Origin of the sequence: Bradyrhizobium sp. LA2.1, from assembly GCF_040547725.1 — a bacterium.
Taxonomy (GTDB): domain Bacteria; phylum Pseudomonadota; class Alphaproteobacteria; order Rhizobiales; family Xanthobacteraceae; genus Bradyrhizobium; species Bradyrhizobium barranii.
This window is the reverse complement of sequence record NZ_JBEPQI010000018.1, coordinates 121977-134628: the sequence shown is the minus strand read 5'-3', so window position 1 is coordinate 134628 and position 12652 is coordinate 121977. Positions and strand designations below refer to the sequence as shown.

The 12652-nt window shown below is 62.1% G+C and carries 12 protein-coding genes and 1 tRNA gene; 3 read left to right on the top strand and 10 right to left on the bottom strand.

The features are described 5' to 3' along the window. Positions 1 to 19: 19 nt before the first annotated feature. Both ABIB95_RS30425 and ABIB95_RS30420 read right to left on the bottom strand, forming a co-directional pair. Positions 20 to 1618, bottom strand: coding sequence for a GMC family oxidoreductase (locus ABIB95_RS30425; protein WP_354244798.1), 1599 nt, complete (start codon positions 1616 to 1618; stop codon positions 20 to 22). A 113-nt stretch (positions 1619 to 1731) separates the two neighbouring features. Further along, the gene (locus tag ABIB95_RS30420; protein WP_354244795.1) at positions 1732 to 3177 is read right to left on the bottom strand and encodes a coniferyl aldehyde dehydrogenase; all 1446 of its coding nucleotides are present in this window, start codon (positions 3175 to 3177) and stop codon (positions 1732 to 1734) included. A 311-nt stretch (positions 3178 to 3488) separates the two neighbouring features. Between ABIB95_RS30420 and ABIB95_RS30415 the strand changes: the two genes are divergently transcribed. Beyond that, a tRNA-Met gene (locus ABIB95_RS30415) sits at positions 3489 to 3565 on the top strand. A gap of 199 nt (positions 3566 to 3764) precedes the next feature. Here ABIB95_RS30415 and ABIB95_RS30410 read toward each other — a convergent pair. Genes ABIB95_RS30410 through ABIB95_RS30400 form a run of 3 tightly spaced genes read right to left on the bottom strand, consistent with a single transcriptional unit; the run spans position 3765 to position 6914 of the window. Further along, positions 3765 to 5330: a DHA2 family efflux MFS transporter permease subunit gene (locus ABIB95_RS30410; RefSeq protein WP_354244792.1), complete on the bottom strand. Its 1566-nt coding sequence runs from the start codon at positions 5328 to 5330 to the stop codon at positions 3765 to 3767. Then, positions 5320 to 5838 carry an isoprenylcysteine carboxyl methyltransferase family protein gene (locus ABIB95_RS30405; RefSeq protein ID WP_354244789.1) on the bottom strand — a complete coding sequence of 173 codons (519 nt, stop codon included), beginning with the start codon at positions 5836 to 5838 and terminating at the stop codon, positions 5320 to 5322. The genes ABIB95_RS30410 and ABIB95_RS30405 overlap by 11 nt, the downstream gene beginning before the upstream one ends. Then, the gene (locus ABIB95_RS30400) at positions 5835 to 6914 is read right to left on the bottom strand and encodes a type III polyketide synthase (protein ID WP_283017981.1); all 1080 of its coding nucleotides are present in this window, start codon (positions 6912 to 6914) and stop codon (positions 5835 to 5837) included. The genes ABIB95_RS30405 and ABIB95_RS30400 overlap by 4 nt, the downstream gene beginning before the upstream one ends. Positions 6915 to 7147: 233 nt before the next feature. Between ABIB95_RS30400 and ABIB95_RS30395 the strand changes: the two genes are divergently transcribed. Then, positions 7148 to 8029, top strand: coding sequence for a PhzF family phenazine biosynthesis protein (locus ABIB95_RS30395; RefSeq protein ID WP_354244786.1), 882 nt, complete (start codon positions 7148 to 7150; stop codon positions 8027 to 8029). Between the two features lie 192 nt (positions 8030 to 8221). On the opposite strand, the gene ABIB95_RS30390 is transcribed toward ABIB95_RS30395, so the two are convergent. Continuing rightward, entirely contained in the window at positions 8222 to 8533 is a 312-nt protein-coding gene (locus ABIB95_RS30390) for an ArsR/SmtB family transcription factor (RefSeq protein ID WP_208073781.1), read from the bottom strand. Positions 8534 to 8628: 95 nt separating this feature from the next. Between ABIB95_RS30390 and ABIB95_RS30385 the strand changes: the two genes are divergently transcribed. After that, entirely contained in the window at positions 8629 to 9381 is a 753-nt protein-coding gene (locus ABIB95_RS30385; protein ID WP_014498385.1) for an SDR family NAD(P)-dependent oxidoreductase, read from the top strand. A 206-nt stretch (positions 9382 to 9587) separates the two neighbouring features. Here the strand turns inward: ABIB95_RS30385 and ABIB95_RS30380 are convergent, their stop codons facing one another. The 4 genes from ABIB95_RS30380 to ABIB95_RS30365 all read right to left on the bottom strand — a co-directional run bounded on the left by ABIB95_RS30380 (position 9588) and on the right by ABIB95_RS30365 (position 12393). After that, a complete protein-coding gene (locus ABIB95_RS30380) occupies positions 9588 to 9956 on the bottom strand; it encodes a hypothetical protein (RefSeq protein ID WP_155795487.1) in 369 nt (122 codons plus the stop codon). A gap of 321 nt (positions 9957 to 10277) precedes the next feature. Further along, entirely contained in the window at positions 10278 to 11204 is a 927-nt protein-coding gene (locus ABIB95_RS30375; protein ID WP_354244781.1) for an MBL fold metallo-hydrolase, read from the bottom strand. A gap of 53 nt (positions 11205 to 11257) precedes the next feature. Then, entirely contained in the window at positions 11258 to 11983 is a 726-nt protein-coding gene (locus ABIB95_RS30370; RefSeq protein ID WP_063980865.1) for an alpha/beta fold hydrolase, read from the bottom strand. Between the two features lie 113 nt (positions 11984 to 12096). Continuing rightward, positions 12097 to 12393, bottom strand: a complete 297-nt coding sequence (locus ABIB95_RS30365; RefSeq protein ID WP_063980866.1) for a putative quinol monooxygenase — start codon at positions 12391 to 12393, stop codon at positions 12097 to 12099. Between the last annotated feature and the right edge of the window lie 259 nt (positions 12394 to 12652).

The following is a 12652-nucleotide window of genomic DNA, read 5'->3' as shown; positions in this document are numbered from 1 at the left end:
ATTGGGTGGCGGCGTCGCGCTAACTCGCACGCACCTCCGCCCTGATCATATCCGCCGCCTTCTCCCCGATCATGATGGTCGGCGCGTTGGTGTTGCCACCGATCAGCGTCGGCATGATCGAGGCGTCGACGACGCGCAAGCCCTCGATGCCGTGCACCTTCAGCTTCGGATCGACCACCGACATCGCATCGGTGCCCATCTTGCAGGTGCCGACGGGGTGATAGACGGTGTCGACGCGATTGCGCAGGATGGCGCGGATGTCGTCGTCCGTTCTCACATCCGACGTGAACATGTCCTTCTTCTGCAACGCGCGCAGCGCGGGCGTCTCCATCAGCCGCCGCGTGGTCTTGAAGCCCGCGACCATCGACTCGAGATCTTCCGCCTCGCCCAGAAAGTTCGGATCGATCATGGGTGCAGTGAGCGGATCGGCGCTCTTCAGCCAGACGCTGCCGCGGCTCTTCGGTCTGAGCAGGCAGACATGGCACGAGAAGCCCGCCTCCTTGTGCTTCTTGCGGCCGTGGTCGTCGAGCATCGCGATGACGAAGTGCAGCTGGATGTCTGGCACCGCGAGGTCGGGCCTGGTCTTCAGGAAGCCGCCACATTCGGCGAAATTGGTGGTCATCAGGCCGCGTCGCTCGCGGCGATACCGCTGGATCGCACGGAGCAGGGATGGCAACCGGCCGAGTGATGAATGAACGAAGTGCGGATAGTCGGAGGCGTAGACGAACACGAAATCCGGATGGTCCTGCAGATTGCGCCCGACGCCCGGTAAATGATGCGCGACGCCAATGCCATGCGCGGCAAGCGCATCGCCATCGCCGACACCCGACAGCATCAATAGCTGCGGTGACTGGAAGGCGCCGCCGGCGAGGATCACCTCGCGGCGGGCGCGCAGCTGCTTCGTCTGCTTGCCCTGCACATATTCGATGCCGACCGCGCGCCCGCCTTCGAACAGGATTTTCGTGGCCTGCGCCCCCGTCTCGACGCGCAGATTCGCGCGCTTTTCCATGTGGGGATGCAGATAGGCGCGTGCCGCGCTCCAGCGCTCGCCATGGTGCTGCGTCACCTGGTAGCTGCCGAGTCCTTCATGGTCCTCGCCGTTGAAGTCCTCGCGGATGCGGAACTGTGCCTCGCGCGCGGCCTGGTGGAAGACGTCATGGATCGGATTGTCCGAGCGCAGTCTGTTGACATGCAGCGGGCCGCCCTTGCCATGATACTCGCCGTCGAAATCGGAATTGTTCTCCGAGCGCTTGAAATAGGGCAGCACGTCCGTATACGACCAGCCGGCATTGCCGAGCGCGGCCCAATGGTCGTAGTCGGCGCGATGACCGCGGATATAGACCATGGCGTTGATCGCCGAGGACCCGCCGAGGCCCTTGCCACGCGGTTGATAGCCGATGCGGCCGTTCAATCCCTTCTGCGGCACGGTATCGAAGGCCCAATTGGCCGCGCTGTACGGCAGGGCAAGCCCGAATGGCGTGGTGATCCGCCAATTGTCGTTCCGTCCGCCGGCATCGAGCAGCGCCACGGATGTCGCCGGATCCTCCGACAGCCGCCCCGCCACCGCGCAGCCGCCGGAGCCCGCGCCCACGACGACGAAGTCGAATGTGTCAGTCACTGATGTTTCCCCCTCTGCATTTTCTTCTCGTCATTGCGAGCGAAGCGAAGCAATCCAGACTGTCCCCGCGGCGGGATTCTGGATTGCTTCGCTTCGCTCGCAATGACTGAAAGCTACGACATGAACCGCATCAACTTCTCCAGCCGCGCGATCTTGCCGCCGTAGGGCGGATAGAGGTCGGCGAGGCGGTTGAACTTGGAGCGATAAAACACCGGCTTCAGTTTGCTGAACGTGCGAAAGCCCCATTCGCCGTGATAGGCGCCGGTGCCGGATGCGCCGACGCCGCCCATCGGCTGGTTGGCTTGCGCGAAGTGGAACAGGCAGTCGTTGACGGTGACGCCGCCGGAGATCGTGCGCGACAGCACGTCGTCGCGGGCGGCGCGATCCTTGCCGAACCAGTAGAGCGCGAGCGGCCGGTCGCGGGCGTTGACGAAAGCGATCGCCTCCGCCGGATCGCGATAGCCCAGCACCGGCAGAACGGGGCCGAAAATCTCCTCCTGCATCACCGCCATCGCCTCGGTCGCGCCGACGATCAGCGTCGGCGGGAATTTGCGGTGTGCTTTCCAGTTCGGGTCGTCCGCCTTCGCCGGTTGCAAAATCTTTGCGCCGCGCTGGGCGGCGTCCGCGACGAGATTTTCCAGCCGCGCATAGTGCCGGTCGGAGATGACGGAGGTGTAGTCCTTGTTGGCCGGATCGGTGCCGAACATGCGCCGCATCTGCGCGCGCACTTTTTCGGCGAAGGCCTGCAACGAGCGCTCAGGCACCAGCACATAGTCCGGCGCGATGCAGGTCTGCCCGGCATTGAGCAGCTTTCCGTAGGCGATGCGCTCGGCCGCCTCCTCGAGATCGGCGGAGGCGTCGATGATCGCCGGCGACTTGCCGCCAAGCTCGAGCGTCACGGGCGTGAGATTGCGCCCGGCGGCCTCCGCGACCAGCCGGCCGACCCGGGTCGAGCCGGTGAAGACGAGATGGTCGAAGGGGAGGTGTGCGAAGCCTTTTGCGATTTCGTCCTCGACGCCTGTCACCAGTAGTTCGGTGGCATCGAATTTCGCGGCCACCGTCTCCCTCAGCAGCACTGAGAAGTGCGGCGAGAGTTCGCTCGGCTTGATCATGACACGGTTGCCGGCAGCGATCGCGCCGATCGCCGGCGCAAGCGTGAGCTGGAGCGGATAATTCCAGGGCGCGATGATGCCGACCACGCCGAGCGGCTGCGGGATCAGGCGGTTGCGCGCGGGCAGGAATTGCAGCGCGGTGGCCACGCGCTGCGGCGCCATCCAGCTCTTCAGGTGCTTGGTCGCATGCCGGATCTCGGAGAACACCAGCATCGTCTCGGCGATGGTGGTCTCGACGGCCGAGCGGTGGCCGAAATCGGCCGAGATCGCCTGCCGGAAACGCTCCTCGTTGTCGGCGACAACAGTGCGCAGCCGCGCCAGCCGGTCGAGCCGCTCGGCCAGGTCAGGTGCAGGCTCGGCCCGCGCCCGCGCGACCATGGCGTGGAAGGCCTCGTTGAGGGCCCGAAGCGGGGCGCCCGCCGGGGACTTATCCAGGGGCTGGTCCATGGCGTTCCTCCCGAAAATGGCGTTGGCCCCCCACGTTTTGTTGCCGCAAGCTGGCCCTTTGTGGAACTTCTGGCAAGAGCGCACCAAACGGGCCGGAAATCGGCCCAACTCACTGTCATAAAGTCGAAAAAAACGTCCCCGCAGCCCTTTCCAAAGGCAGCCCGGGTTGGTACATACGCCTCGCACCCGAGGGGCTTTGCCCCGGGGTTGCCTTCCAAGGAAGCCTTTGGGACGCGAGAGCAAGCCACGCGAATAGCGCCGGCCCTCATTCATCGTCCCCGGCATTTCGGCGAAGGCGCGCAACGGTTTAACGCGGGGTGGAGCAGCCCGGTAGCTCGTCAGGCTCATAACCTGAAGGTCATAGGTTCAAATCCTATCCCCGCAACCAAGTTCGGACTTTTACCGGTTCCGATACGAAAATGGCCCGCATTACGCGGGCCATTTTTGTTTGGTGGGGCGGGCACCTACCGTCTCAGGTCACGACGAGTCCCTCGGTCAGTGCGGCCTTCCTCAGATAGGTAAGCGAACCACGCCGAACTTCGCTGGTTGGGCGGGGCGTCGCGGCAATTGCGATCTCTATTCACCGCTCAATTGAGTGCGCCATCACCTGAATTCTCATCAGCGCCTTCCAAGGGACCGGCCGCGAACGGAATGAGCAACAGTCCGAGCAGCGCCACGCAAGCGAGGAGGGCCCAGGCTTCGTTGGCGCTGAGCGCGAACGCGGCCTTTTCGACCATGGGACGCAGATAGGCTTCAACCGTGGCATCGGAGACATGCGGAGGGCGGTGGGTAAACAGCGTGACGTCAAGCCCGATCGCCTGAGCCGCAGTCACATCGCCCGCAATCAGGCGCTCGCGCAAAGCGTCGGCATGCCCGCCGGTGCGTCCGTAAAGGATCGTATCGATCAGCGCGATGCCGATTGCGCCCCCGAGGTTTCGCATCAGGTTGAACAGGCCGCTTGCGTCGGGTACCCGTGATGCGGTCAGCGAACCCAACGCCAGCCGGGTCGGAGGCAGCAGGCAAAACATGATCGCAACGCCGCGCAAGACTTGCGGCCAGAACATTTCTTGGAAGTCGGCGACACGGCTCTCGAATGCACTGCAACCCAGCCCGATCGCGAACAGACCAAACCCCGCCGCCGACAACCAACGGGGATCAAACCTGCTTTCCAGCAGGCCCGCAATCGGCGCGGTGGCAAGCTGCGCAACGCCGGTGACGAGCATGATCGTACCGATTTCAAATGCGTCATGATGTCGAACATAGGCGAGGAAGACCGGCATGAGATAGACCGAGCCGAACAATCCAACTCCGAGGAAGAAGCTCAATGCGCAACCGATCGCAAACGAGCGCGATCTAAATGTCGACAGTTCGACCACCGGATGCGCGGCCCTGAGTGTTCGGATGGCGAAGGCGGTTGCCGCGGCAGCACTCAAGACGATCAGGATGGAGCAGAATGGAGAAAGCCACCCGCGTTGCGGGCCTTCCTTCAGACCGATCTCCAGGCATGCAAGCGAAACCGCAAGAAGTCCGAGAGACGGCACGTCGAGTGTAGCCAGATCAGAAAGCCGGGGTCGTTCGCGCGGCAGCAGCATTGGCGTGGCGAGTGCGGCGACCACCCCAGGAGCGACATTGATCAGAAACAGCCAATGCCAGGACCAGGTGTCGGTGATCCAGCCACCGACCACCGGCCCGACCGTGGGCGCCAGCACGGCCATAATGCCGGCCATGGTGGTGGCGACGGGATGCAAACGGATCGGAAACAGCATAAAGACAGCGGAAAAAACCGCCGGAATCAGCACGCCGCCAGCGAAGCCCTGAAGCACGCGGAAGCTGACAAGCGTCGTAAAACTGCTGCTGAACGCGCAGCCGATGGAGGCAAGGGTAAAGAGGCTGATCGCAATAACGAACAGCCATCGCAGCGTCAGAACGCGCGTAAGCCACCCGGTCAGTGGAATGGCGATGATCTCGGCGATCAGATACGCGGTTTGAATCCAGCTCATCGCCTCTCGCGATATGGCGAGTGTACTCTGGATCGTGGGTAGCGAAGTGGCGACGACCTGAATGTCGAGGATCGCCATGAACATGCCGAGGCACATCAGGACGAAGCCAAGCCACGTAGCTGCACTCGGCTCGGTAACCCGTTCAGTCATCATGCGCCACGCATAATGTCTCACGGGATGCGGCGAGGGCGAGGTTTTCGGCCCGTATGCGGATCGCGAGAACCGCGGCGTTGAGGATGGTGAAGACGATGGCCAGCAGCGGCAGACCCAGAACCAAAGGGAGCACGGCGATCTCGCCGGCAACCACGGCATAGTTGGGATGCGACAGAAATCGATAGGGGCCCGCTGACACGAGCGGCTGTTCGGGCAGAACAATAATCCGCGTCGTCCATCGTGAGCCGAGCGTCCAGATGACCCAGAAGCGAAGGCACTGAAGGATAAGATAGCCGGCCAGGGCAACGACGTTCACCGGTTGGTCGCGGCCGAACACCCACAGCGACAACAGCCAGGCGGCATGAACCGTGATGATCCACGGATAATGCCGGGGTGCCACCTCGACGGCGCCGCGGGCCAGGAGCTTTCGAGTGTTGGCGCGCGAAATGACGAGTTCGCCGACGCGCTGCAGCGTGATGGCGCCGAGAATGAGTTCAGCAAACGTCACGCAGTGTGCCGTAGCGTGACGCAGCTCGCGGTGAAGCCGGGTCCGAGCGCCGTCAACAGTGAGCGCGCCGGCAGCCCTTTCGCGCGAGCCTGCTCAAGCACGAACAATACAGTGGGTGACGACATGTTACCAAAGTCGGCGATAATCTGTCGTTCGTGGGAAAGCGTTCCTTGGTCGAGCGCGAGCGCGCCTTCCAATGCACAGATAACCTTCGCGCCGCCGGGATGGCAGATGAACCGGTCAATGTCTTCCACCGAAAGACGCATTCTGGAGAGAATTTCGGTCACGGCGGAGTTGAAATGCCTCGTGACGAAGTCAGGTATGGTGCGGCGAAAGATGACACCGAATCCTTCCGGATCGACACTCCATCCCATGATGCCAAGCGTATCCGGCCAAAGGTGTTCGCCGGCAGCCTCGATCTGCGTCGCACCGCCATCGCCCGCGCGCAACACGATTGCAGCAGCACCGTCGCCAAACAGGCTGACGGCGACGATGTTGGCTTTGGTAAGTTCGTCCAGGCGAAGTGCGAGTGAGCAGAGCTCGATCGTGACCAGCAGCACGTTGGTGCCAGGGCGCGCTTGGGCGAGGCGCGACGCAATCGATAGACCCGAAACCCCGCCCGCACAGCCAAGACCAAACACCGGTACACGCATCGTGTCGGACCGGAAGCCCATCCGGCGAGCAACGCGCGCCTCGAGACTTGGTGTCGCGATTCCCGTGGAAGAGACGGTCACGACAGTGTCGACATCGCCGCCAGCAAGTTGCGCGCTCGCCAGCGCCTTCTCGGCGACATCGACAAATAACGCTTCAGCTCCCTCGAGAAAGGCCTCGGTGCGTTCGGGCCAGCCTCGTCGTTCGAGATACCAGTCGAACGGCTTGACGCCGTGACGCTTGACTATGCCGGTATTCGAGAAAATGCTTGAGAACCGTTCGAATTCGGGAAAGCGGGCGCCGAAGACATCCCATGCCGCCGTCAGCACGTCCTCTTGCAAAAACACGTGGGGAGGCACCGACGTCGCCAGGGAGACCAGCGCAGCCGGGGGCATCGGGGATCCTGGTGTTGCTGTCATCAGCATAAGAAACATCGGCGCGGTGCAAATATTTCGACGCTTGTAAGAAATGATCTAGCCGGACATGTCACTAAAACTTGAATAGCGTTACGACTTCCCAGGTTTGGATTCGACATGCAGAGGTTGTCGCTTCCGCCCAGCGAGGCATTCGAGCGCCATCAGAATCTGACCATGGTCCATCAAACTGTTGCCAACGCGATCGTTGACGCCGTCGCGCACTCCATGAAGTGAGCTGTCCAATGACCGAGATCGAGCTTGTCAACGTGTTCACCCACATGGGGCGCGGCGGCAACCCCTGTCCAATTGTCATCGATGCATCGAACCTGACTGCTGAGGGGATGCAGTCGGTGGCCCGGCACTTCGGGCATGAGTCGGGCTTCGTCCTGCCGGCTCCCAGCGGCGACGCCGACTATGCCTTCCGGTTCTGGGTTCCGCGACACGAGATGGAGATGTGCGGTCACGCGACCATCGGCGCGCTCTGGGTCCTCGCGAGCAAGGGGCGCTTGCCGGGCGAACAGGTCCGCATCGAGACACGCAGCGGATCGGTGACGGGCTATGTCGATCGTGTGGACTCGGGCGAACCGTCCGTCGAGATCAGCCAGCCTGTCGGCAAGGTTGTCGATCTCTCGCGTGCCGAAGAGGAGGACGTTCTGTCGACCCTCAAGCTGTCGCGCCGCGATCTGCTTGATATGCCGGTGCAGAACGCCGTCACGTCACGCGTGAAGACGCTCATCCCGATCAAGGGCCTCCGCGAGCTCAACGAGCTGGTGCCGGGCCCGGCGCAGATCGAGGCGTGCTGCGGGCGGATCGGGTCCACCGGACTTTACCCCTACTCCATCGAACATCAGGGCGAACGGCGCTTCGAGGCGCGACAGTTTCCGAAGTCATCAGGCTACCCGGAAGATGCAGCCACCGGCATTGCCGCCGCGGCGCTCGCGTTCGGACTGCTCAAGAACGGCCTGGTCGAGCGCAACAGCGCGCGGATCACCATCATGCAGGGCCGGGCGATGGGGTCGTTGTCCGAGATCCGGGTGCGGCTTGGCTTCGCCGACAGCCGGCCCGTGGGTTGCCTGCTTGGAGGCTCCGTCACGCGCGCGGAGCAACATGTCTTGCCGCCCTAGCAGGTCGGCGTAGAGACGGCGCGCTAGACCTGGGCCTTCAGCGCTGTAGCCAGAAAATCGATCATGGCGCGAACGCCGGGCAACGCGCTGCGCCGGGACGTAAGCGCGGGCCATTTTTGTTTTGGGATACGCCCGGTGGCAACATCAGCCGATCCCTTGCGCACTCCACAAATCAGTCGTGCGCGAATGCCCTCAGTCTGGAAAGCTCAGGATCATTTTCAGCAGCTTTGGAAACCGCGCGTTGATATCCTCTTCGCGCAAAACGTTGCGGTGCTGGACGCCTTGCTTTGACGTCCGGATCAGGCCGGCCTCCCGCAGGATCCGAAAATGGTTCGAGAGGGTCGACTTCGCCATGTCAGGGCAGGGCGCCGCCTCGGTGCACGACATGCAGTCGTTTTGCGCGGCCAGGCTTTTGACGATGCGCAGCCGCATTGGATCCGCGAGAGCTCCAAGCACCCCGGCGAGTGTAATCTCGTCCCGCGGTGGGTGAACGAACTGCACCATGCTCAAAATATAGCACGTCCCTTGAACTCATTCAATAGTTCACTAGTATTGAACTATTGAATATCGGCATCCCGCCGAACAACGGAAGACATGCGATGACCAAGAGACTCGAAGGCAAAGTTGCGCTCGTGACCGGCGCATCCAAAGGCATTGGTGCCGAAATCTCCGCCCGGCTTGCGGCCGAGGGTGCGGCGGTTGCCGTCAACTACAGCGCCAGCAAAGAGGCCGCCGACCGCGTGGTCGCCGCCATCATCGCCAAGGGTGGCAAAGCCGTCGCCGTCCACGGCAACCTGGCCGATGCCAAAAACGTGAAGAGCGTCGTCGCCGAGACCGTGAAGGCGTTCGGTGCGATCGACATCCTCGTCAACAACGCGGGCATCTACGAGTTCGCGGCGCTCGAGGCCATCACGCCTGAGCATTTCCACAAGCATTTCGACCTCAATGTGCTCGGGCTTCTCTTGATTTCGGGGGAAGCGGTGCAGCACTTCAATCCCAATGGGGGCAGCATCATCAACATCAGCTCCGGCGTATCGACCATCGCGCCGGCGAATACCGCCGTCTACACCGCGACGAAGGCATCGGTGGATGCGATCTCCTCCGTGCTGTCGAAGGAGCTTGCGCCGCGCAAGATCCGCGTCAACGCCGTCAATCCGGGCATGATCGCCACCGAAGGCGTCGTGTCCGCCGGCCTGCACGAGGGCGACATGCGCAACTGGATCGAATCCACCACCCCGCTCGGCCGCATCGGCAAGGTTGAGGAGATCGCTGCCGCGGTGGCCTTCTTCGCTTCGGACGAAGCCTCCTACGTCACGGGCGAGACACTTCACGTCACCGGCGGCCTTCGCTGACGCGCGACGTGCCCTGGCGGCCCGAAATTGCTGAACGGCGTCGTCCCAGCATGGTCGCGGTAGTGTATCCCGCCGCCACGTTCGGACTTCACCGGTCCCGATGAGAAAATGGCTCGCATCAAGCGAGCCATTTTTATTCTGCGGGTGAGAGTCCTGATGTCCCCGCGAGCCTCGCAGTGAGGCAGCGGCACCGTCGGATCCGAACTTTACGGCTTGTCGTCGGCCTCTTCGCTTTCCGAAAGCGCGCGATAGCGCACGAGATCGGGATCACCATCCATGTAGAGCCCAATGAAGCCCCGATAGCCGAAGTCGTCGCGGAGAAGCACGAGCAGCCGGTCCAGATCCTTGTAGGTACGATCTTCCTTGTCGCCCCAGGTTCGCAGCGGCAGGAATTCGCGTCGCCAGCTCGGCCGAACATAGGCCAGGTGTTCGGCCATACCCTCAATCGTCTTGGTGATGATGAGGACATTGCGCAGGTGCCCGCCATTTTGCAGCTCCTGCTTGATTTCCCCTTCCTGTAACCCTTTCGCCAAGGGTTGCTCCCGCAAATTGATCGCCCAAGGGGCGAAGACCACAACGGGGGCAGACTTCCTTGCGCCGACCAATCCGCAGTCGGATTCTGACCTGCGGTCCGGAAGATTCGGAGCGAGTCGAACTGCTCCATGGCGAAAGCTGCCTCCGATCCCGTGTCTATCAGCGAAAGGGGTTGCCTTGCGAGCCGACAATGAGGTGATGCACACAGCAAGCGCTTCGATCGCTGCTGCGTTCACACGTCGGCGGCATCGACGTTCTCCCGGCGACGCAAGGGAGAAATCGACGTAATATCAGCTACATCGATAGAGTTGAGAACACGGCGAGATGCTCCAGGCTCGCGGTCGACTCCGATGCGTGTTCCCCTAGGCCAATCCGCCGTCCGGCTCTTGCAGGTGGCGGAAGGCGGCGGGCACGTTGACGGAGTTGTGCGCCCAATCGAACAGGCTGTACTCGCCGTAGTGCGCCATGGCGACCGCCTCGAGCGTGGCCTCGATCGATCGACCTTCTGCGATCGCCGTGCGCACGGCGCTGTCGAGCTCGCGAAGATAGCGAAGCGGGAATTCGATGTCCGCGGGACGCATCGGCCGGCCGTGGCCTGGAATGATGGTTGCGTCTTCCGGCAGGAAGTCGCGCACGCGCGCAAGGGTCGTCATCGTCTCCTTGTGCCGCCCTTCGAGGAGCCACGGAAGCGCCGGAGATGGTGCTTGGATCATGTTACCGACCCAAAGCACCTTCGCGTCTGGCGCCCATATGACCAAATCGCCTGGCGTCTGCGCGAACCCAAAGTGACGGACCTCGACGATGCGGCTGCCCAGATCGACGCTGATCATGTCGGGGACGGTGATGTCAGCGGCGCGTGCCTGCACGCGTTCGATGCCCTTCCCCTTACCCATGAGGCTGATCATGAAACGGCGATCGTCCTCGAAGCTTTCTTCCATGTAGCGCTTGGTCGCCGGATGCTGAATCACGACAGTGCTGTCGGGAAACAGGTAATTCCCGTAGGCGTGGTCGCCATGATAGCTGGTGTTGACGAGGAAGCGGATCGGCTTCGACGTCACTTGCCGTACGAGCCCGATAAGCTGCGAGGCGAGATCGCCATTCAGCATTGACTCGACGACGAGTACGCTGCGTTCGCCGATCACGAAGCCGGCCGTGGTGGCGACGTGGTCTTTCTCGAACACGTCGTCAGGCATGACCGCGAAAACGCCGGGGGCCAGTTCGTTCGATGTGAGGTTCACCCGAGCCGCATCCCAGGGCGGCGCTGCTTCTTGCTCACCGTCCTGCGTCATCGGATGGGCCTCCTGTTTGAATGATGCCAGACAACCGCCCTTTGCGGACGCCGTTATTTCGCTGCTGCGCGGGCGGCCTGTTCGATTGCGTCGGCCACGACTTCAGGGTTGGAGACGGGGACGGCGTGCGAAGCGTTCACCTCGATGACGGTGGAGTGGGCGCGATCGGCTTCGAACTTGTATTCATCGACCGGAATGGCGCGATCCTGCAGCGGCCTGACTTGCCAGCTCGGCTTGCTCGTCCATGCCGCGGATGTCAGCGGTTCGGTTAGGGCCGCCAGGTTCATGGGGCGTTGGCCGGCGAGCATCAGGGCGGCCACGCTCGCGGGCACGTCGGCGGCAACGTTGCTGTGAAACTTGTCGGGCTGGTAGAGGAGATACGTGCCGCTGGTACCGTCGGGCAGGGTGTAAGTGGTCGGCTCGACGGACGTGGGGAATGTGCTGCCGGGGTACCGTTCGAGCAAATGGGTTGCGGCCTCTCCGACCGCGGGCATGATGGAGGCCGCGTAGACAAGGCCCTTGACCTTGGGGTCGTCCCCGGCCTGCGTGATGACGGCCCCGCCATAGGAGTGGGCCGCCAGGATCACGGGCCCCTGGATCTTGTCCAACAGGCTGCGCAGGTACGCGGTGTCGATTGCCGGGCCCAGCAGCGGATTGCCGAAGGCGACGACCGGGTAGCCGTCGCGCTGCAGCCTCTCAATCACTCCATTCCAGATCGACGCGTCTTCGAAGGCCCCGTGCACAAGGACGACAGTGGGCTTGGGCGATTCCTGGTTCATCGTGAGTCCTTTTTCAGGAGAATTAGGGGGAGGTCGCTTCGCTGAAGTGTTCGTTAAGTCGCGTCGCCCAAGCTCATCATCTGCCTTGCAACGAAGAGCCTCGGTAAGACGCTCTATTTCTGGGCGATGACGTGAAGCCGGTGCACCTTGGGAGCTTCGGAAAACAGCTCGCCTGCCTTCGCGAACAGCGCCTTTGCAAGTTCGCCGTTCAAATGCGCGTCTCGTCCAACTTCGTCATTGAACGTGTCGATGATTCCGTAGCGTCCCGGCTCCTCTTCCTTGAGCCCGTACCACGCCGCTATTCCGGCCTCTGCCTTCGCCATCGCGGCGCCCTGCTTCAGGAAAGCTTCGACTTCCGCTTCCTTGCCCCGATTGGCTTTCAACTCGACGAAGAAGGCGAACTTGGCCATGCCATTGATCCTTTCGGTTGCATCCGACTATTGTGCATCTCTATATAAAATGCGTTTTTATAAAAACACATCAAAGAACGCGTGGGATTGGTTCGCTTTGTCGTGATCGAAGAAAATAATATAGCCGCGTAATTTCAGATACTTGGTGCAAGTCATATCTTCGATAGCGAGTCGTAATCCAGAATGAATTTGAAAATTCATAAGAACTGTATCAGAAGTCTTTTTATGAAATCACCGGTGGTCTCGACCATCACGGCCT